Annotated in this window: 21 protein-coding genes; 16 read left to right on the top strand and 5 right to left on the bottom strand. The window is 69.7% G+C overall.

Annotated features, from left to right (window positions below; genetic code table 11):
* The first annotated feature begins 14 nt into the window (after positions 1-14).
* The 4 genes from G6N37_RS01760 to G6N37_RS01745 all read left to right on the top strand — a co-directional run bounded on the left by G6N37_RS01760 (position 15) and on the right by G6N37_RS01745 (position 5323).
* Entirely contained in the window at positions 15-1565 is a 1551-nt protein-coding gene (locus tag G6N37_RS01760) for a 1,4-alpha-glucan branching protein domain-containing protein (protein WP_163684454.1), read from the top strand.
* A 94-nt stretch (positions 1566-1659) separates the two neighbouring features.
* Positions 1660-2904 (top strand): glycosyltransferase family 4 protein, encoded by a 1245-nt coding sequence (locus G6N37_RS01755; RefSeq protein ID WP_163675124.1) that lies wholly within the window; start codon positions 1660-1662, stop codon positions 2902-2904.
* An 8-nt stretch (positions 2905-2912) separates the two neighbouring features.
* On the top strand, positions 2913-4268 hold the full coding sequence (locus G6N37_RS01750) for a TIGR01777 family oxidoreductase (RefSeq protein ID WP_163675121.1): 1356 nt from the start codon (positions 2913-2915) through the stop codon (positions 4266-4268).
* Positions 4269-4336: 68 nt separating this feature from the next.
* Positions 4337-5323 (top strand): alpha/beta hydrolase, encoded by a 987-nt coding sequence (locus G6N37_RS01745; protein WP_163675118.1) that lies wholly within the window; start codon positions 4337-4339, stop codon positions 5321-5323.
* Between the two features lie 24 nt (positions 5324-5347).
* Here G6N37_RS01745 and G6N37_RS01740 read toward each other — a convergent pair whose 3' ends face one another.
* The 3 genes from G6N37_RS01740 to G6N37_RS01730 form a co-directional block, all read right to left on the bottom strand.
* Positions 5348-6010 carry a phosphodiesterase gene (locus G6N37_RS01740; RefSeq protein ID WP_232075241.1) on the bottom strand — a complete coding sequence of 221 codons (663 nt, stop codon included), beginning with the start codon at positions 6008-6010 and terminating at the stop codon, positions 5348-5350.
* Positions 6011-6127: 117 nt separating this feature from the next.
* Positions 6128-6853 (bottom strand): Rv1815 family serine proteinase, encoded by a 726-nt coding sequence (locus tag G6N37_RS01735; protein WP_163675115.1) that lies wholly within the window; start codon positions 6851-6853, stop codon positions 6128-6130.
* A gap of 143 nt (positions 6854-6996) precedes the next feature.
* Positions 6997-7491 (bottom strand): MarR family winged helix-turn-helix transcriptional regulator, encoded by a 495-nt coding sequence (locus G6N37_RS01730; protein WP_163675113.1) that lies wholly within the window; start codon positions 7489-7491, stop codon positions 6997-6999.
* A 342-nt stretch (positions 7492-7833) separates the two neighbouring features.
* Here G6N37_RS01730 and G6N37_RS01725 point away from each other — a divergent pair, with 342 nt between their 5' ends.
* The 12 genes from G6N37_RS01725 (at position 7834) to G6N37_RS01670 (ending at position 17824) form a co-directional block, all read left to right on the top strand.
* A complete protein-coding gene (locus tag G6N37_RS01725) occupies positions 7834-8955 on the top strand; it encodes a polyprenyl synthetase family protein (protein ID WP_163684450.1) in 1122 nt (373 codons plus the stop codon).
* Positions 8956-8982: 27 nt separating this feature from the next.
* Positions 8983-10515 (top strand): phytoene desaturase family protein, encoded by a 1533-nt coding sequence (gene crtI / locus G6N37_RS01720; protein WP_163675108.1) that lies wholly within the window; start codon positions 8983-8985, stop codon positions 10513-10515.
* Positions 10512-11468: a phytoene/squalene synthase family protein gene (locus G6N37_RS01715; RefSeq protein WP_163675105.1), complete on the top strand. Its 957-nt coding sequence runs from the start codon at positions 10512-10514 to the stop codon at positions 11466-11468. The genes crtI and G6N37_RS01715 overlap by 4 nt, the downstream gene beginning before the upstream one ends.
* Positions 11465-11788 carry a lycopene cyclase domain-containing protein gene (locus tag G6N37_RS01710; RefSeq protein ID WP_163675102.1) on the top strand — a complete coding sequence of 108 codons (324 nt, stop codon included), beginning with the start codon at positions 11465-11467 and terminating at the stop codon, positions 11786-11788. The genes G6N37_RS01715 and G6N37_RS01710 overlap by 4 nt, the downstream gene beginning before the upstream one ends.
* Positions 11785-12096: a lycopene cyclase domain-containing protein gene (locus G6N37_RS01705; protein ID WP_163675099.1), complete on the top strand. Its 312-nt coding sequence runs from the start codon at positions 11785-11787 to the stop codon at positions 12094-12096. The genes G6N37_RS01710 and G6N37_RS01705 overlap by 4 nt, the downstream gene beginning before the upstream one ends.
* Positions 12083-12808, top strand: a complete 726-nt coding sequence (locus G6N37_RS01700; protein WP_163675096.1) for a class I SAM-dependent methyltransferase — start codon at positions 12083-12085, stop codon at positions 12806-12808. Before G6N37_RS01705 ends, G6N37_RS01700 begins: the two co-directional genes overlap by 14 nt.
* On the top strand, positions 12805-14352 hold the full coding sequence (locus G6N37_RS01695; RefSeq protein WP_163675094.1) for an NAD(P)/FAD-dependent oxidoreductase: 1548 nt from the start codon (positions 12805-12807) through the stop codon (positions 14350-14352). The genes G6N37_RS01700 and G6N37_RS01695 overlap by 4 nt, the downstream gene beginning before the upstream one ends.
* The gene (locus G6N37_RS01690) at positions 14349-15359 is read left to right on the top strand and encodes a DUF5914 domain-containing protein (RefSeq protein WP_163675092.1); all 1011 of its coding nucleotides are present in this window, start codon (positions 14349-14351) and stop codon (positions 15357-15359) included. Before G6N37_RS01695 ends, G6N37_RS01690 begins: the two co-directional genes overlap by 4 nt.
* Before the next feature lie 10 nt (positions 15360-15369).
* Entirely contained in the window at positions 15370-15795 is a 426-nt protein-coding gene (locus G6N37_RS01685) for a DUF2784 domain-containing protein (protein WP_167527356.1), read from the top strand.
* 272 nt (positions 15796-16067) lie between these two features.
* The gene (locus G6N37_RS01680) at positions 16068-16361 is read left to right on the top strand and encodes a LapA family protein (RefSeq protein WP_163675090.1); all 294 of its coding nucleotides are present in this window, start codon (positions 16068-16070) and stop codon (positions 16359-16361) included.
* A 183-nt stretch (positions 16362-16544) separates the two neighbouring features.
* Positions 16545-16973: a hypothetical protein gene (locus G6N37_RS01675; protein ID WP_163675087.1), complete on the top strand. Its 429-nt coding sequence runs from the start codon at positions 16545-16547 to the stop codon at positions 16971-16973.
* Between the two features lie 266 nt (positions 16974-17239).
* A complete protein-coding gene (locus tag G6N37_RS01670) occupies positions 17240-17824 on the top strand; it encodes a MarR family winged helix-turn-helix transcriptional regulator (protein WP_163675085.1) in 585 nt (194 codons plus the stop codon).
* Here the strand turns inward: G6N37_RS01670 and G6N37_RS01665 are convergent.
* Together G6N37_RS01665 and fni are read right to left on the bottom strand one after the other, a co-directional pair.
* Entirely contained in the window at positions 17821-19071 is a 1251-nt protein-coding gene (locus tag G6N37_RS01665) for a glycosyltransferase (RefSeq protein ID WP_163675082.1), read from the bottom strand. The two genes, G6N37_RS01670 and G6N37_RS01665, sit on opposite strands and share 4 nt — an antisense overlap.
* A gap of 11 nt (positions 19072-19082) precedes the next feature.
* Positions 19083-20108, bottom strand: coding sequence for a type 2 isopentenyl-diphosphate Delta-isomerase (fni, locus tag G6N37_RS01660; protein WP_163684446.1), 1026 nt, complete (start codon positions 20106-20108; stop codon positions 19083-19085).
* Between the last annotated feature and the right edge of the window lie 126 nt (positions 20109-20234).

Below are 20234 nucleotides of genomic sequence, written 5' to 3'. Positions count from 1 at the left end.
ACCGGGTCCCCGGCATGTTCACCCTGGTCCTGCACACCCACCTGCCCTGGCTGGCCCATCACGGCCGGTGGCCGGTCGGCGAGGAGTGGCTCTACCAATCCTGGGCGGCGGCCTACCTGCCGCTGATGCGGGTGCTGACCACGCTGGCCGACGAGGACCGCCACCGGTTGGTCACCCTGGGTGTCACTCCAGTGGTGAACGCACAGCTCGACGACCCGTACTGCCTCGACGGCATGCACCACTGGCTGGCCAACTGGCGCCTGCGGGCGGCCGAGGCCGCCAGCGTGCGGTCCGCGCCCCGCTCTAAGTCGGCAAGTTTTTCGTCGTGCACACCGGAAGCCTTGCGCGCCTTGGGGATTCGGGAATGCGCCGAGGCGGATCGGGCGCTGGACGAGTTCGCCACGCAATGGCGGCACGGCGGCAGCCCGCTGTTGCGCCGCCTGATCGACGCCGGCACGGTGGAATTGCTCGGCGGCCCGCTGGCCCACCCGTTCCAGCCGCTGCTCGCGCCGCGGCTCCGCGATTTCGCCCTGAGCGAGGGGCTGGCCGACCCCCAGCAGCGGATGGCGCACCGCCCGAGCGGCATCTGGGCACCCGAATGCGCTTACGCCCCCGGCATGGAGCACGGCTACGCCGCCGCGGGTGTCACCCACTTCATGGTCGACGGCCCGTCCCTGCACGGCGACACCGCGCTGGGCCGTCCCGTCGGCGACACCGACGTGGTCGCGTTCGGTCGCGACCTGCAGGTCAGCTACCGGGTCTGGTCACCGAAATCGGGCTACCCGGGCCACGCCGCGTACCGCGACTTCCACACCTATGACCACCTCACCGGGCTGAAGCCCGCGCGGGTGACCGGCCGCAACGTGCCGTCGGAGGCCAAGGCGCCCTACGATCCCGAGCGCGCCGACCACGCGGTCGACATCCATGTCGCCGACTTCGTCAACGTCGTCCGCGACCGGCTGACCAGCGAATCCGAGCGGATCGGGCGGCCCGCCCACGTGATCGCCGCCTTCGACACCGAACTGTTCGGCCACTGGTGGTACGAGGGCCCGACGTGGCTGCAGCGGGTGCTGCGCGCCCTGCCCGCCGCCGGTGTGCGGGTCGGCACGCTGAGCGACGCCATCGCCGGCGGATTCGTCGGGCACGCAGTGGCGCTGCCACCCAGTTCCTGGGGCTCGGGCAAGGACTGGCAGGTGTGGGCCGGCGACAAGGTGGCCGATCTCGTCCAGCTCAACGCCGAAGTGGTCGACACGGCGCTGAGCACCGTCGACAAGGCGTTGTCGCAGCGGGCCTCGCTGGACGGGCCGCTGCCCCGCGACCACGTCGCCGACCAGATCCTGCGCGAGACCCTGCTCACGGTCTCCAGCGACTGGCCGTTCATGGTGAGTAAGGACTCGGCCGCCGACTACGCGCGCTACCGCGCCCATCTGCACGCCCACGCCACCCGCGAGATCGCCGGGGCGCTGGCGTCCGGGCGGCGGGACACCGCCGGGCGGCTGGCCGAGGGATGGAACCGCGCCGACGGACTGTTCGGCGCGCTCGACGCGCGCAGGCTCCCCCGATGATGACCCGCCCCCTTCGCGAGCGTGCGTGTTTGTCCACGGACACGCCGCTGCGGCCGGCATTCCGCGCAGCCTCGCGCGGCAGGTGGTTGGCGGCGTGAGAATCCTGATGGTGTCGTGGGAGTACCCGCCGGTGGTGATCGGCGGGCTCGGCCGGCACGTGCATCACCTGTCCACCGCGCTGGCGGCGGCCGGTCACGACGTCGTCGTGCTGTCCCGCCGCCCCTCGGGCACCGACCCGAGCACGCACCCGTCGTCCGACGAGGTCGTCGACGGTGTCCGGGTGATCTCGGCCGCGCAAGACCCGCACGAATTCTCCTTCGGCGCCGACATGATGGCGTGGACGCTGGCGATGGGCCATTCCATGATCCGCGCCGGGCTCTCGCTGAAGAAGCGCGGCAGCAACCGGTCGTGGCGTCCCGACGTCGTGCACGCGCACGACTGGCTCGTGGCCCATCCCGCGATCACGCTCGCCCAGTTCTATGACGTGCCAATGGTTTCCACGATCCACGCGACCGAGGCCGGGCGGCACTCCGGCTGGGTCTCCGGTGCGATCAGCCGCCAGGTGCACGCCGTCGAGTCGTGGTTGGTACGCGAATCCGATTCCCTGATCACGTGTTCGGCGTCGATGGCCGACGAGATCACCGAACTGTTCGGCCCCGGATTAGCCGAAATCACGGTCATCCGCAACGGAATCGACGCCGCGCGCTGGCCGTTCTCCGAACGCAGGCCGCGCACCGGTCCCGCTGAACTGCTCTACCTCGGGCGGCTGGAGTACGAGAAGGGCGTGCACGACGTCATCGCCGCCCTGCCGCGGATCAGGCGCACCCACCCGGGGACCACGCTGACCATCGCCGGCGAGGGCACCCAGCAAGAGTGGCTCGTCGCGCAGGCCCGAAAGCATCGGGTGCTCAAGGCAACCCGGTTCGTGGGGCACCTGGACCATGCCGAGCTGCTCGCGGTGTTGCACCGGGCCGATGCCGCGGTGCTGCCCAGCCACTACGAGCCGTTCGGGATCGTCGCGCTGGAGGCCGCCGCGGCGGGCACGCCGCTCGTGACGTCGAACATCGGCGGCCTCGGCGAGGCCGTGATCAACGGACAGACCGGGGTGTCGTGCGCGCCCCGCGACGTCGCCGGACTGGCCGAGGCCGTGCGGGGCGTACTCGACGATCCGGGCGCCGCGCAGCGGCGCGCCCGCGCCGCCCGCGAGCGGCTCACCTCGGCTTTCGACTGGAAGACCGTCGCCGACGAGACGGCGCAGGTGTATCTGGCCGCCAAGCGCGGCGAGCGGCAGCCCCACCCGCGAATGCCCATCGTCGAGCACGCCTTGCCGAACCGTTAACCTGCAGTATGGGGCTGGAATATTCGAGCGTGGTCGACGCGCCGATCGACGAAGTGTTTGCCTGGCACGCCAGACCGGGCGCCTTCGCCCGGCTCTCGCCACCGTGGCAGCCCATGCGGCTGGTCAGCGAGGCCGCCTCGCTCAAGGACGGGCGGGCGACGCTCGCGCTGCCGGGCGGCCTGCGCTGGGTCGCGGTGCACCAGGCGGGAGGGTACGACCCGCCCCGGCGGTTCGTGGACGCCATCGGCGGTGACGGGCTGGCCACCCTGCCCGCCCGAATCGCGGTGCGCTGGCGGCACACCCACGATTTCGAAGACGTCGGCGGCGGGCGGACCAGGGTCATCGACCGGGTCGACACGCCGGTGCCCGGGTCGTTGCTGCGCCCCATGTTCACCTATCGGCACCGTCAGCTGGCCGACGATCTGGCCGCGCACCGGCTGGCCGCCGACAACGGGCTGGCGCCGGCGACAATCGCCGTCACCGGGGCGTCGGGGCTGGTGGGCTCGGCGTTGGCGGCGTTTCTGAGCACCGGCGGCCACCGCGTCATCCGGTTGGTCCGCGGCTCCCCGCGCGGCGACGACGAGCGAGAGTGGAATCCCGACGACCCCGCCCCGGGACTGTTCGACGGGGTGGATGCGGTGATCCATCTGGCGGGCGCCTCGATCGCGGGCCGGTTCACCGAGAAGCATCGACGCGCCATCCGGGACAGCAGGATCGGCCCGACCCGCCGGCTCGCCGAGGCGCTGGGCCGCATGTCGCAGCGCCCGGCGGTACTCGTCTCGGCTTCGGCGATCGGGTACTACGGGTCCGACCGGGGCGACGACATCCTCACCGAGGACAGCGACCGCGGCGACGGTTTCCTCGCGGACGTGGTGGCCGACTGGGAGGCGGCGACCGCGCCCGCGGAGCAGTCCGGGGTGCGCGTGGTACGGGTGCGCACCGGGATCGTGCAATCCCCCCGGGGCGGCACATTGAAGCTGATGCGCCCGCTGTTCAGCGCCGGGCTGGGCGGCCGGCTGGGCGACGGCCGGCAATGGCTGTCCTGGATCGGTATCGACGACCTGGTCGACGTCTATCACCGCGCGCTGTGGGACCAAGCGCTCTCGGGGCCGGTCAATGCCGTTGCCCCGCAACCGGTTCGCAACAGCGAGTACACCGCAACGCTGGCGCGCGTCATGCACCGGCCCGCGGTGTTGCCGGTGCCGTCGCTGGGGCCCCGCGTCCTGCTCGGCGAGGAGGGCGCACGCGAACTCGCGTGCGCCAGCCAGCGGGTCCTTCCGCACAAGCTGAGCGCGGTCGGGCACCGGTTCCGGCAACCGGACCTCGATCAGGCGCTGCGCCACCTGCTCGGGCACGCCCACTGACCTGCACCGCGGCCGGCATTCGGGCTCGATGAGGCCCAGTTTCACTAACTTAATGGTTCAATCCCTTAATGATCTCAGGCGCGCTGGTCGGGCGTGCCCGTCGGGGCAGCGCGGTCCTGATGGGCATCGTCGCGGTGGCCGCGATCGTGCTCGCCCCCCGCCAGGCCCGAGCCGAATCCACCGAAGCGGACAGCACGACCGACGTCGCGTGCGCGAGCGCGACCCAGGCGGTGCCGACCACCTGGTATTTGCCCAGCATCCCGCCGCTGGGACTGGTCTGGTTACAGCACGGCTTCGTCGAAGGCAAGAAGGTGTGGTCCACCTTCGCCGCCGAGGTCGCCGCCGGCGGCTACCTCGTGGTGGCCACCACGCTGCCCACCCTCAGCGCCTTCGGATGCACCGTGGAGCACCTCATCGACAACAGGGCCTTCCTCGACAACGTCGCCGATGTCTTTGCGCACAAAGACGATCCGGATGGCGCGTTGGCGAAGTCCTTCGCGATGGCGGCGGCCGACGTCGGCCGACCAGTGACGCCGCTACCCGAGAAGATGGTCTTCGTGGGGCATTCGGCAGGTGCCGAAGCCGTCGAATACGTCGCCGAGCGCCTACACACCGCCCACCCGGCCGCATTCACCCAACTGCGCGGCCTCGTCAGCGAAGACGGCGTGAAGTCGTTCATCGGTTCCAACACCGACGACGCGCTGGCGGGCCTGGCGGGCACCACCCTGCCCATCTACGCGACGGCCTCGCCACACCTGCTGTGCAACTTCTTCCAACGCGGCACCAAGGCGATCGAACGGTACCTGTCGGACCGCCCGTTTCACGGCGTGAAGATCACGACCGGCGCCCACGGCGACGCCCTCGGCCCGTCGTCACCCCTGTACGAAAACCTGGTGTGCGGCCGTCCGAAACCGGACAACGTCGCGGCGGTCTGGGGTCTGACACGCGGCTGGATCGCCGACATGTTCGCGGGAACGACCACACCCGAGTTCTATCCCGGCGGGGGCTATTACACCGAACTGTTGACCGCCGGCACCATCACCACGCTGGGGTGACGAGCGGGCGGAGGGCCGCACCTTCTAGTCCGCGTCCCTACCGTGACGGCTGCGCCGATAAGCGCGGGCGCGTAGATCGGCGAGCCACCGCGGGTGCAGGCTGACGCCGGGGGCCGTGTTGACGACGGGATCGAACGACACGTCCTGTGCCCGTTCGGGGTCGCGGACCCCGGTCAGCGTGAGCCGGCCCAGCGGGGTGAAATCACCTCTGCCGCAGGCTTGATCGAGCGACACGGCGATCGCGTCGTGCGCGAGCCGCGCGCGGACGCTGTCCAGCGACAGGCCGGGTCTGTCGATCTCGCTCTCGATGCGGGCCCGCAGCCACCAATTGGCCCCCTGATAGTGCGGCGGCATCAATGTGGTCAGCGTCTGACCGCTCCACGCAATGGCCGGCCGCAGCGCCAGCGCCCGGGACAACACCCCCGAGCCCGAAGAGACGACCAGGACGTCCCATGGCCCCGTTGCCTGCGGCGGCGTAACCCGGAACGCGAGCCCGACGAAGTCGGGCAGGGCCCACGGGGTGCCGCTGGCCTTCGACACCCGCGCGACAAGCTCGGACGACGGGATGGGCAGCCCCTCGTCCACCGGCGCGGTGCGTTCGATGAAGCCTTCGGCCAACACCCCGATCGGGTGAAACAACCGTTTGCCCCGGATGGCGGAGCCCCACTGGAAGTGGCAACGCGACAAGATCGGAAACGCTCACCGGCGGCGGGTTCCCGTTTCCTCACGAGGGAAACGCGCCGATGTCTCCGCGTTCCGCTCCGGCCCTTGCATCAGCCGCGCAGCGCTGGCGCGGCGGAGCGTTCACGCGGCCGACCGCCGACCGATCATGCGCGCTTCCCCGGGCGGTTGTTGCTGCTGTTCCTGCGCACGCCCGTCGATGTAGACCTGCTGCATCACCGCCTGCCACGACTCCATCTGGGGTGCAGACCCCCAGATGCCTTCGAACAGCCCCACGATCACGGCCCCATTGTCGTCGGTCAGCGCATAGACGGGACCACCGAAGTCGCGGCTGTCCAGCGCCACGTCGGCCATGGTGAAACGGCCATTGCTGACCGAGCCGATCGAGGCGCAGCGCTGGCCGCCCGCTCGGCGGAACTGGCACACCGGCAGGCCGGGCTGGGCCCGCAGGCCGGGCGCCGACCTCAGCTGCCGGCCCGTCGGCAGCACATCCGAGGCTGTGACGGCGGGGCCAAGCGCGATGACTTCGTATTCGACGGGCTGCATCGCGCCATTCGCCGCCGCGTCGTCGGCGGCCTGGCGGCGGGCCAGCACCACCGTTCCCACCGGGTTCCCGTCATGGTCGGTGACGTCCGGCTCTCCGTTGCCGCACTGTCCGGTGGTGACAGCCACCCGCAACCGGGGCTCCACCAGACCGACCATGCACACCGTGGCGCCTTGACGAATCTCCATGCCGGGAAACACCGTGACGCTGGGGCCGGCCTTTGCCGGGCTCGGGGAGCCGACGACCATCACCGTGATCGCGAATGCGAGCGCCACCCGACCGCGCCGGCAGCTGACCGCTTCCATTGGGCCGCACCACCCCTCACGTCCGTCCGAGGGATTTGGTCGGACAATCTGATGAACCGGGTGTACCCAGCGGCGACGTCGCCAAACCGGCAGACCCCCGGCGGGTCGGGCGTCAGCGCGGTGGCGCCTGGCGGGATCGCCGATCAATGTGCGGGGCCATCCAGTTCGCCCTGAAACCGTTGCATCGCGCGGATCTGCGCGGCCAGCACCCGATGGGCGGCGACCAGGTCGCCGTCGGCCAGCTCCTCGAGGGCGACATGGGTGTGGGCGGCCAGCGGGCTGAAGAACGACCGGGCGGTGGCCAGGCCGGATTCGCCGTGCCGCAGGATGACCTTGCGACGATCGTCGGGATGTGAATCACGGCGAATGTGGCCGGAATCGATCAATCGGTCCACCAGGTAGGTGATGGCCGAACCGGACAGCCCCATCCGCTGGCTGAGGTCACCCGAGGTCATCGGACGGCCCGCGGTTTCTGCCACCATGATGTACATCAATGCACGGAAGTCATTGGGCCGCAATTGATGTGACACCGCGAACTGCCGGCCGATCTGGTCGGATTCGGCCGCGATCTCCCGCAGATCGGCCGAGATCAGCGACTCCAGCGCATCTCGGTGCCCGTGCTGTTGATCGGCGTCCATAACGGTGTGAGCATATCCCCAAAACAGACGATCATTCAGTTGGTTAATGGTTAATTGATTGAACCGTGTGTGCGACCGCGTCGTTCTCACAGGCGTGAGGAGACGACGGACCGCGCCAGTTGATCGCCGATCCATGCGACAGGGCTGGCCAAGCGCGATGAATTTCAGTAAATTAATGTTTAAGTTATTGAAGTTAGTGGAACCTCAGGACGGGTTCGGCGGGTGCGGGTCTGCCGCCCATCGGCGCGGTCTTGCGCGTCCGAGCGGCGGTCATGCCCACGCGCGGTTGAGCCGTTCTAACCTGGGAATGCCAAGCCGTCCGGGAGGGAGCGCGTGGCCGAGATGGGTGCTTTGTCGTTGACTCGAGCCACCGAGTCGCCGGTAATCGCGGCGGAATGGACCCGCACAGCGAACTTCACCGAGTGGCGCACGCGCGTGCGGCACGGAGTTCTCGCCCACCTCGCCGGGTTCGTCGCGCCGCGCCGCGCCGAGCTGGGCGACACGCGCATCGATGCTGCGGGCGACATCTTGGCGGCGTTCGTCTCCGGAGGCAAATGCCTACGGTCGACGTTCGTGTACCTGGGGTGGCTCTGCGGTGCCGCCCCCGACGAGGCGGCATTGCGGGCGGCCGCCAGTTTCGAGTTGCTGCATGTGTTTGCGCTGCTGCAGGACGACGTCATGGACAGTTCGACCGAACGGCGCGGGCGACCGTCGGCGCACCTGCAATTTGCCCAGTGGCACCGCGAGCGCGGGCTTTCCGGCTCGTCGCGGCGCTTCGGCGAATCGGCCGCCATCCTGCTCGGTGATCTGTGCCTGATCTGGTCCGAGCAGATGCTGCGCGAAAGCGGGATCGAAGCCAGGCGGTTGCAGCAGGCGTGGCCGCGCTACGACACGATGCGGACCGAGCTCGCGGTCGGTCAGTTCGCGGACCTGACGAACGATGTCCGGCACATGCCTTCGCTGGAGGCGGTGCTGGACGTTGCGCGGCGCAAGTCGGGCAACTACACCGTGCGGCGACCGCTGGAAATCGGCGCGGCGATGTCCGACTGCGACGACCGGACGTTGACACAGCTCGGGCGGTACGGCGCCGCCGTCGGAGAGGCGTTCCAGCTTCGCGACGACGTGCTCGGTGTCTTCGGCTCGCCGGCCACCACCGGGAAGCCGTGTGCCGGAGATCTGTTGGAACGCAAGGCAACCAGCGTCGTGGTGACCGCGCACCAGCTGGCCGACTCGGCGACCCGCGCCGAGCTGACCGAACTGATGAACGGCCACGCCCTGGAGGCCGGCGCCCTCGAACGCTGGAAAGCGTTGATCCTCGAGACCGGGGCCGTCGACATGATCGAGGAGATGATCAGCGACCGGGTCGCGGCCGCGCGCGAACACCTCGGCGACACCGCGATCGAGGACCACGTCCGCGCCGCGCTGGACGAAATGGCGGCCGCTTGTACGGATCGTGCCGAATGAGTGCCACGAGTTTGGGAGCATGCTGATATGCGGACCATCGAAGGACGCAGCGAGCACGTGGTCGTGATCGGCGCCGGGCTGGCGGGGCTGTCAGCCGCGCTGCACCTGGCCGGCCGGGGGCGCACCGTGACAGTGGTCGAGCGCGAGCCGTGGCCGGGCGGACGCGCCGGCCGGCTCGACATCGACGGCTATCGCATCGACACCGGGCCGACCGTGCTGACGATGCCGGACATCATCGACGAGACCTTCGCGGCGGTGGGCCGCAGCCGGTCGGGCCGGCTGGAGCTGCTGCCGCTCGAGCCGGCCTACCGGGCGGCGTTCGCCGACGGCAGCGCGCTCGACGTGCACACCGACCGCGAGCGCATGGCCACCGCCATTGAAGAGTTCGCTGGCTTCGGGCAGGCAGCGGGCTACCGGCGATTACGCGAGTGGTTGACGCGGTTGTACCGGATCGAATTCGACGGGTTCATCGCCGCCAATTTCGATTCCCCGCTGTCGCTGCTCACGCCGCAACTGGCGCGACTGGCCGCGATCGGCGGGTTCCGCAAATGGGATCACATGGTCAAGCGCCACATCAGCGACCCTCGCTTGCAGCGCGTCTTCACGTTTCAATCGCTCTACGCCGGCGTGGCGCCGCGCAACGCCCTGGCCGTGTACGCGGTCATCGCCTACATGGACACCATCGCGGGAGTGTTCTTTCCGCGAGGCGGCGTTCGCGCGCTTCCCGATGCGCTCGCCTCGGCGGCCGCCGAGGCGGGGGTCCAATTCCGTTACAGCGCCACGGTGACCGGGCTCGACCGCTCCGGCGGGCGGATCAGCGCCGTGCGGACGGATCGCCTGGACCCCATCGCCTGCGACGCGGTGGTGCTGACCACCGAATTGCCGCAGACCTACGCATTATTGGGCCGCACGCCGCGTCGGCCCCTGCGGCTGCGCCCGGCACCGTCGGCGGTGGTGGCTCATCTCGGCTGTCGCGGCGTCGCGTCCGACACGGCGCACCACACCATTCTGTTCGGTAATTCCTGGGATCGAACCTTCACCGACATTATCCGCGACGGACGGTTGATGCAGGACCCGTCGCTGCTGGTCACCCGCCCCACGGCGAGCGACCCGGCGCTCGCCCCGGACGGGCGGGACCTGCTGTACGTGCTTGCCCCGGCGCCGAATCTGGATCGCGGGAACATCGACTGGGACATTGTCGGCCCCCGGTACGTCGACAACCTCATCGACGACGTGGCGAACCGGCTGTTGCCCGGGTTGCCAGACAACGCAACGGTTTTGGATGTCGTCACGCCGGCCGACTGGGCGCGTCAGGGCATGGCCGCGGGCAGCCCCTTCGCGCTGGCCCACACCTTTGCGCAGACGGGTCCGTTCCGGCCGGCGAACATGGTGCGCGGCATCGACAACGCGGTGCTCGCCGGGTCGTCGACCGTGCCCGGCGTCGGGGTCCCCACCACGCTGATCTCGGGCCGGCTCGCCGCCGACCGCATCACCGGCACCGGCGCCGGAAGAGCCAACCGGATGCCGACACATCACGACATGGGAGCCGGGCTGACATGATCCGCAGCGAGTTGGACGCGGCCGGAATCGACGATCCGCGGCTTCGCGAGGGATACCGCCGCTGCCGCGAGCTCAACGCCGCGCACGGCCGCACCTTTTTCTTGGCCACGCGGCTACTGGCACCCGACCAACGGCCGGCGGTGCACGCGCTTTACGGTTTCGCGCGCTACGCCGACGACATCCTCGATGATCTGGATCCGCAGCTGCGCACCGATATTCGCGCCGAACGGCTCCAGCAGCTCGCCGACAAGTTCTTCGCCGGTGGAGATCATCTCGACGATCCCGTGCTCGCAGCGGTCACCCACACCGCGCGCCGGTACCGGATCGGCACCGAGCTGTTCGACGACTTCTTGGCGTCGATGCGGATGGATCTCACGGTCACCGACTATCCCGACCGCAAGGCACTCAACCTCTACATGCGCGGATCGGCCGAAGCCATTGGGCTGCAGGTTCTTCCGGTGCTGGGAACCGCGGTTCCGGTCGAGGAGGCCGCCCCCTACGCCGCGGCGCTGGGCAGGGCGTTTCAGCTCACCAACTTCCTGCGCGATGTCGACGAAGACCTGCTGCGCGGGCGGGTCTACCTGCCGGCCGACGAGCTCGCCGCCCACGGAGTGGATCGCGAGCTGTTGACCTGGTGTCACCGGAACCGCCGCACCGACCCGCGGGTCCGAACGGCGCTGGCCGCCCAGCACGAGATCACCCGGGAGACTTACCGGTTCGCCGACGCCGGCATCGCGATGCTCAGTCCCCGCTCACAACCGTGCGTGGCGACGGCGGCGGCGTTGTATTCGGAAATCCTGGACCGCATCGAGGACAGCGACTTCGCGGTCTTCAACCACCGGGCCACCGTCGGCAAGGTTCGACGCCTGCGGGTCGCCGGCATCGGGCTGATACGGTCGTGGCGGGCGCGCAACAGTACGCCCGGTGTTTCGGATCCTTCGGGGGCCGCATGACCGATCGCTGGCAATATCTGTTGGTCCTGGCGGCATGCCTGGCGATCACCGCCCCCCTGGAGATGTTCGGTCCCGGCGTCTATCGGCAATGGCGCCGGCTCGCCAAGGCGGTCTTCCCCGTGGCCGTGGTGTTCCTGCTCTGGGATGAGATCGCCATCGCCGCCCGCGTCTGGACCTACAACAGCGCCTACATCACCGGCCTGAGTATCCCGTTCCGGGTGCCGATCGAAGAAGTGCTGTTCTTCGTGGTCATCCCGATATGCGCGCTGCTGACCTACAACGCCGTCAGCACCATCCTGGACAGGGTCAACCGCCGATGACCGGCCTGGGTTACACGGTTCCGGCCGTGGCGGCCGTATTGGTCGTCTGCGCACTGGAATTGGCGGTGCTGCGTACCGGGCTCTTCCGGCGGCCGGCCTACTGGCTGTCGATGCTGATCATTCTCGGCTTCCAGGTCCCGGTCGATGGCTGGCTGACCAAGCTCAGCTCCCCCATCGTCAGCTATGACCCTCGCCAGATCACCGGCCTGCGCTTCCCGTTCGACATCCCGGTCGAGGACTTCTTGTTCGGCTTCGCGCTGGCCACCGCGGTACTGCTGGGATGGGAACGCCAACGTGCGCGTCGGTGAGGCCGGTCCCACCCCCGGCCAGTTGTCCGCCGCGTTCGACGCGGGAGCGACGGCATACGACCGGCTGGTGGGCGCCAGCCCCGGCTACCACGAGCAACTGCTGCTCTCCGCCCGCCGCATGCGAATCCGTCACCGCGGCAAGGGCTTACGGCTGCTCGACGCCGGATGCGGCACCGGCGCCTCGACGGCCGCGCTGCTGGCCGTGGCCCCCGAGGCCGACATCGTCGCCGTCGACGCGTCGCGGGGCATGCTCGACGAGGCCGCCGCCAAGAATTGGCCCCCCTCGGTGCGTTTCGTGCACACCCCGGTCGAGAAGCTGGCCGAGCACGGCATCGCCGGACCGTTCGACGGCATCCTGGCCGCCTACCTGATCCGCAACCTGGCGAACCCCGACGACCAACTGCGCAAGCTTCGGATGCTGCTGCGGCCCGGCGCCACCCTGGCCGTGCACGAATACTCGGTGCGCGACTCCCCCGCCGCCACCTGGATCTGGCACGCCGTGTGTTGGGGAATCATCATTCCGGCCGGGTGGTGGCGCACCCGCGACACGGCGCTGTACCGCTACCTGTGGCGCAGCGTGCTGGAGTTCGACGGCGCGGCGCGCTTCCGGGCCCGCCTCGCCGATGCGGGTTTCACCGCGGTGCACAGCGAAACGATGCCCGGCTGGGAGGCCAACATCGTGCACACGTTCCTGGCGGACGCGCCGTCATGACATCCCGCCCTACCGCCCGTCCCGCCGACCGCCGACGCGAAACACGGCCCGGCACAACCGGATTGCCGGATGCGAGCGCGTTGCCATCACGACCCCGGGTGGTCGTCGTGGGCGGCGGCATCGCGGGGCTGACGGCCGCCACCGGGCTGGCCGAACGCGGCGTCGCCGTCGATGTGGTCGAGCGCGAGCACTACCTCGGTGGCCGGGTGGGCGGCTGGACCGAGCACCACGACGGGGTCGAACTCGCGATGAATCGCGGCTTCCACGCGTTCTTCCGGCAGTACTACAACCTGCGGGCCCTGCTCGGACGCATCGATCCACAGCTGCGGATGCTCACCGCCGTCGACGACTATCCGCTCATCGACGGGGCGGGCCGGCGCGACACCTTCAGGGGGCTGCCTCGCACCCCGCCGTGGAACGCGGTGGCCTTCGCCGCGCGCAGCCCGACGTTCCGGCTTCGCGACTTCCTCGAGATCGACGCCCGCGCGGCCGCCCCGCTGGCCGCGGTGTCGGTGCCCGACATCTACGAGCGCCTCGACCACTTCGACGCCGCGACCTTCCTGAAGAACATCCGGTTCCCGGAGGCGGCACGGCATCTCGCGTTCGAGGTGTTCTCTCGCAGTTTCTTCGCCGACCCCGCCAAGCTTTCCGCGGCCGAGCTGGCCGCCATGTTCCACATCTACTTCCTCGGGTCGTCCGAAGGCCTCATCTTCGACGTCCCCACATCGAACTACGACAGCGCCCTTTGGCAGCCGCTGCGCTCCTACCTGGAGGCGCGGAACGTGCACTTTCGGCTCGGCACCGGCGCCACGCGCGTCGACACGGGCGCGACGAAGCCGTTCCGGGTCCAGACCGATTCGGGCGAACAGCTGGACGCCGACGCCGTGGTGCTGGCGACCGACGTGGCCGGTCTGCAGCGCGTCGTCGGGGCGTCGACCGGCCTGGCCACCGACGAGTGGCGCGCACGGATCGCGCGGATGCGCACCGCGCCGCCGTTCGCCGTTCATCGGTTGTGGCTCGACCGGCCCGTCGCCGCCGGGCGGGCGGCGTTCTTGGGCACGGCCGGCCACGAGCCACTGGACAACATCAGCGTGCTGGAGCGCTATGAACGCGAGGCCGCCCATTGGTCCCGCGCGCACCACGGGTCGGTCGTCGAGTTGCACTCCTACGCCCTCGATGCCGCACCGTCGCGCGCGGCCGCGCTGCGTCAACTACACAAGGTGTATCCGGAAACCGCTGCGGCGCAAGTTGTTTACGAGCGACTGTTGCACCGCAGCGACTGCCCGCTGTTTTCCCCCGGGTCCTATGCGGACCGTCCTTCGGTCGTCACGCCGCAGCCGGGGCTGCTGCTTGCCGGCGACGCCGTCCGCATCGACCTGCCCGTCGCACTCATGGAGCGCGCCGCCACCACGGGTTGGTGCGCCGCGAACCATTTGCTGGGAGGATGGGGACTGGCCGGGCACCCGTTGGTCACCGTACCCACCCGAGGCCGGTCACCCCTGTTGCGATGGCTCGCCACCCGCGAAGGACGTGCCCCACGATGAAGATTCCCCACCGGCTGCAACACCTGTGGCCGGCCACCCCGCCCAAAGACTGGCCCCTAGAGCTGATCCCACGCGCGTCGTGGGCCGACCAGCGACCGACCTACCGGGAGGCGCAACCCGCCATCATCGACGCCGCGCTGGAGCGGGCCCGGCAAAAACCCACCGGAAACTGGTTCGCCTTCGCCGGCAGCGCTGACGTGCGTCCCGGGCGACCGTTCGGGACGCGGGTGGCCGGGGTCGAGGTCGTCGCCTGGCGCGACGAACACCGCCGGCTCTGCGTGGGGCCCCGAAGTTGCCCGCACCTGGGTGCCGACCTGGCCACCGGGGCCGTGCACGGCGGCACGCTGATCTGCCGATGGCACGGCCTGGCGCTGGACGGCCATACCCGCGAATTCGGCTGGAGCCCGTTGCCCGGCCACGACGACGGCACCCTGGTGTGGGTGCGGCTCGACCAGGCGGGCGGGGAACAGCCCTTGGACGAGCCGGTGATTCCGGCCCGGCCGGCCGGCGACACCGTGGGCGCCGTGGCCCGGATGGCGGGCGTGTGCGAGCCTGCCGACATCATCGCCAACCGGCTCGATCCCTGGCACGGCGCGTGGTTCCACCCCTACTCGTTCACCCGGCTCGAAGTGCTCACCACGCCAACCGAACACGCCGACCGCTTCTTGGTAGCGGTGACCTTCCGGATGGGCCGCCTGGGTGTTCCCGTCGTCGCGGAATTCAGCTGCCCCGAGGCGCGGACCATCGTCATGCGCATCGTGGACGGCGAGGGTACCGGTAGTATCGTCGAGACCCATGCCACGCCAATCGGTTTGGGCCCCGACGGGCTTCCGCGCACCGCGGTGCTGGAAGCCACCATCGCGCATTCGGACCGCCCGGGATTCAGGCGGGCGTCCCGGGCCGCGCCACTGATCACCCCGCTCATGCGGTTGGCGGCCAACCGGCTATGGCGCGACGATCTTGCCTACGCCGAGCGCCGTTACCACGTGCGTGCCGGCCTCGCGTGACGGCTCGGCCGTGCGCAAGGGATATGTCGCCGCCGTCGTCCTGACGGTTGGCGTGCACCTCGCCTACCTGGCGTACGTGCCGGTTGGCGGCTTTATCGCGCTGCGCTGGCCACGTACCATCGCGCTGCACCGGGCCGCCGTCGCCTGGGGTGCGGCGGTCATCACGCTCGAGCTGCCCTGCCCGTTGACGGCACTGGAATCGTGGGCCCGCCGCCGCGCGGCCATGAATCCTCTACCGACCACCGGATTCGTCGACCGTTATGTCGCGGGGCTTCTCGTTCCGTCGGGCCGCGTCGGCGTCGCACAGCTCTTCGCTTTCGTGTCGGCCGCCATCTCCTGGGGCCTATTCGCTCGGCGTCAGCCGCTCAGGCCCAGCCGCGACCCGGGCTCGCCGGCCGCCGACGAATCCGTGCCGGGCGGCACCGCTTCGGCTTGACGGCGACGAGAGTTCCGTTGCCACAAGGCCCAAGCGGCCGCCGAAAGCAGAACGACCGCCAGGATCAACGTCGGCCAGAGGGCCAACTGCGCAAGCCACAGGTCCCGCTGCAGCCGCAGTACGTTGCGCCGGCCACGCCAGACACGCTGCGGCACCTCTTTCACAGTCATCGCAGGGCAAGTACCCCGGACCCGGTGGTTTGAACCGCAGGGCACGAAAACATTTCGGGGCTGAGCGCGTTTGGCTCACCGCGCGAGGGGCTAGTCACCAGCATGAGCACTGAGTCGCACGTTCCCCCCGAGCCGTCCTCGCGATCGTTCACCCGACTGGCGGCCGCGTGGTGGGCGCTAGTCGTCGGCCTAATGATCCTCATCGTTCTGCTCATCTTCGTCGCGCAAAACACCGAATCGATCACCGCGCACTTTTTGGGCTTCCACTGGAACCTGCCCGTGGGCGTGGGCTACCTGTTGGCCGCGGTGGCCGGAGCGACCACGACCGTGCTGGTCGGCGCCGCACGGATGATCCAGCTACGTCGGGCAGCCAAGAAGGATCTCCGGCCGCTTTGATGTGCGGGCCCCGGCACGCGCAAAGCCCTTGATTCGCAAGAGTTCACGGGTGAGCAGCATTGGCCGTGCCAGCATCTAGGCAGCAACTTAACTGTTAAGTTAATTAACTTGTGCGGATACGCGTCCGGGGATTCGGCCTGTATTCCACCGGGAATGCCATCGCGACCAGTCGGGGAGGAAACCATGAGTCAAGACGGCACGAGCGACGCCGTCGCGGAGGCGGTCGGCAGAGTCACCGAGGCCTTGGAGACCGTCGAGCGCGCCCGGGGACACCTGTACTCGTTTCACCAGCTGACCGGGCACGCCGACCTGCAACTCGACACCGCCGTCACCCAGCTGCGCGAGCTCGGACACGATGAACTGGCCCAACACATCAGCGACGAACTGGTCGGGCGCAACGTGTTACCGGGACGGTGGACCTTCCAGGTCGTCGACGAATACGACGACGGGTACTACCGATGCTTCCGGGAAATCGAGCGCCTGGTGCGGACCCGGCTCACCGACGGCCGCCGTCACGTCTACGAAGCGCAGCTGAAAGAACGCCGGCGCACACCCGCGCATCCGGCCCATGCCGCCACCCCCGACGAACAGTCGGCGGAGGAAGTGAATTGATGCATTGTGTCGTGTTCGGCGCCACGGGATACCTGGGCACGCGGCTCGTCCCCCCACTGCTGGACGACGTCGCCTGGCGCGGCCGAGGGCGGCGCTGACTCGATCGGTCACGCCGGTTGCCACCTGGCGCAACGCCCACGGCACATTGCCGGGACCGCTCGGCGAGGCAATCGCATACGAATGCGCGACACTTGTCGGGGTTCGTGGCCGGCGCGCGGCGGTCGCCGATACGCTGGTCGGCGAATCATGCAGAAGGACTCAGGTAAGTGACCAAGCGCGGCGCCGCTGACCGGCGACTGGACCGAGCCGAACTCGAGAAGTTGATGTCGGCCGACATGCGCGCGCTCACAGCGCAATCGGACCGCATCGGCCGGCACTTCGCGCGTCAAAACGAGGTCGGCGGCACGGACCTGCACGCCTTGCTGCACATCATGGTTGCCGAAACGGCCGGAACGCCGTTGACACCCGCGCAGTTGCGGCAGCGCCTGGACGTGTCACCCGCCGCGATCACCTACCTGGTGGACCGGATGATCGACTCCGGCCACCTGCGCCGCGAGCCCGACCCCGACGACCGGCGCAAGACGCTGCTCCGCTACGAAGAATCGGGCATGGCGTTGGCCCGTTCGTTCTTCACTCCCCTCGGTGCGGAACTGCGTGCTGCCCTGGCCGACGTGCCCGACCGGGATCTGGCCGCCGCACACCGGGTTTTCCTGGCGATGATGGAGGCGATGTCGACCTTTGAATCGCGACTCGACGGAGCGACCGCCAAGCCGCCGGCGACCAACGCGAAACGCGCGCCGGCGAAGGGCCGGGCCCGCGCGGTGGGCAAGGCGGCCGATCACCCGGCCTAGCGCACCGGCCGCCGGGCGGCGGAGCCGAGCACCCGCTGCTCGACCAGGTCCGCCCCGCGCTGCACACCTCCGGTCGCGGCGAAGCCGGCAGCCACCCGACGCGCGCCGTCCGCCATCGTCATCGCCGCGCGCACCTTCGCCCTCAGCCGTGCCGGGGTGAGGTTCTTGGCGGCCAGGCGGGTGCCACAGCCAGCGACCTCCACCCGCCGTGCCACTTCGGCCTGGTCGCGCGCGAACGGCACGACGCAGACGGGTACACCGCGGTCGAGGGCCTTCAGCGTCGTTCCCATTCCGCCGTGCGTGATGGCGCAGCTGGCCCGGTCGAGTACGGCCGCGTGGGGGACGAAGCGGCAGATGGTCGCGTTGGGTGGTCGCGGCAGATCCGCCGGTATGCCGGCCGGAAACGTCGCCACGACGTGGACGGGCTCGTCGGCCAGTGCCCGCAGCGCGGTCCGCCCCAGAGCGGCGTCGGGCTGCTTGATCGAGGACGTGTTGACCAGCACCACCGGCCGCTCGATGTCATCGATCCAGTCCGGCGCGGCCGCCTGCGCGGGTTCGAACACGCACGCGCCGATGTGGTGAACCAAACCCGCCCAGCCGGGGTGCGGGTACTCGAAGGGTTCCCCGCCGACGGCCAGCAGCAGCGGCGCGCGCCGCATGAAGTCGTCCACCGAACCGACCGGCGACACCCCCAGCTCGGCGCGAATAGCGTTGAGCCGCGGCAGCATTGGCCGGTCGAAGAGATGGCGGACGATCGGTCGCACCTGGGCGTCCCGGATGTCGCCGATGATGCCCGGCAGCGGGCGCAGACCCGGGCCGAAGGGCGGCACCCCGCGGGACCGCAGGTACGGGGTGAACGGCGAGAACACCAGCCAAGGAGCGGGGCCCGCCTCCGCCGTCGACATCGCGCCCCAGCAGTTCGCGTCCACGATGACCGCGTCCGGCCGGACCGCGTCCACCGCGCGGCGCAGATCGTGGACTTCGAGCACCGCCCGCCGGCAGAGCACGTCGATCGTCGACTTCAAGACTCCCAACGCGCTTCGCGCGCGCCAATCCTCGCCGGCGATCGCCTCGATGGCGGGATCGACCGGCTCGGCGTGCACGCCGGCCGCGCGCATCGTCGCGACCCCGCCCGCCATCGTGCGCGCGTGAACCTCGTGGCCGCGGCCGGCGAGCTCGGCCAGCAGCGCCCCGACCGGCAACAGGTGGCCCAGGGCCGGCGACCCGTAGGCCAGTATCACCGCCATGACGCACGCAGCTACGAGAGGGGCGTGAGGTCGACGGCGCGCAATCCGGAAAGGCTTGCGGTACCGCATCCGTGCAGGCAGACCCGGAGCTCGTCGATGAATGGCTGCAGCCAATCGACCACGGCCGCAGCGGATTCGATGGCGGCGGGCAGCAGGGGACGAGCCACTGCCACGACGTCGGCCCCCAACGCGATGGCCTTGGCGGCGTCCATGCCGGTGCGAATGCCACCGGAGGCGACCAACGGAATGTCCGGCAGCACCTCGCGCACCTCCACGATCGCCTTCGCGGTCGGGATGCCCCAATCAGCCAGGTGCGGGTAGCGCAGCTCGCCGTAGCGCACGAACTGCTCGACCCGTGACCACGAGGTGCCGCCGGCGCCCGCGACGTCTATTCCCGACACCGGCAAATCGCCTTCGGCCCCAACCAGTTCCGCGGCGGCCGCGCCGCCGATCCCGTGGCCGACCTCCTTGAGCAACACCGGGCAATCCATCGCGTCGGCCACATCTCGCAGCCTGCCCAACGAGCCGGAGAAGTCGGTGTCACCGTTGCGCTGCATCGCCTCCTGTAACGGATTGGTGTGCACGGCAAGCGCATCGGCGCCCACCCGGTCGAGAGCCTTCGCCAGGTCGGGCACGGCGGCCTTGGTCAGCTGGGCCAGGCCGATGTTGCCGAACAGCAACACATCCGGGGCCACGTCCCGAACGGTGAAGCTGGCCGCGGCGCGCTCCCCCAACGCGCTGTCGAGCATGATCCGCTGCGAGCCGAGCATCATGCCGATGCCGAGTTGTTGAGCGGCCGCGGCCAGATTCCGGTTGATGGTGCCCGACAACTCGGCACCTCCGGTCATCGCACCGATCAGAATCGGCGCCCGTAGGTTGGCGCCGAAGAACTTCGCGGACAGGTCGATGTCGCTGAGGCTGGTCTGGGTCAGGGCGTTGTAGGGCAATTGGTAGCGGTCCAGCCCGGTGCTGAGTTGCTCATAGTTGACCTGTTCGCCGAGGCACACGTCGATGTGCCGCCGCTTGCGGGTGGACATGGGCCCGCGGTCAGTCGTCACGGCTGGCACCCCGGCGCGCCGAACCCCCGGCCCCTCAGCTCCATAATGTCCATAGTGCTCCTAGTTGCGTACCGTCGGCGCCCTATGCGTGACGATGCGTAATTT

Origin of the sequence: Mycobacterium seoulense, from assembly GCF_010731595.1 — a bacterium.
GTDB classification, from domain to species: domain Bacteria; phylum Actinomycetota; class Actinomycetes; order Mycobacteriales; family Mycobacteriaceae; genus Mycobacterium; species Mycobacterium seoulense.
The sequence above is the reverse complement of the archived record's forward strand: the minus strand, read 5'-3'. Positions and strand labels throughout refer to the sequence as shown.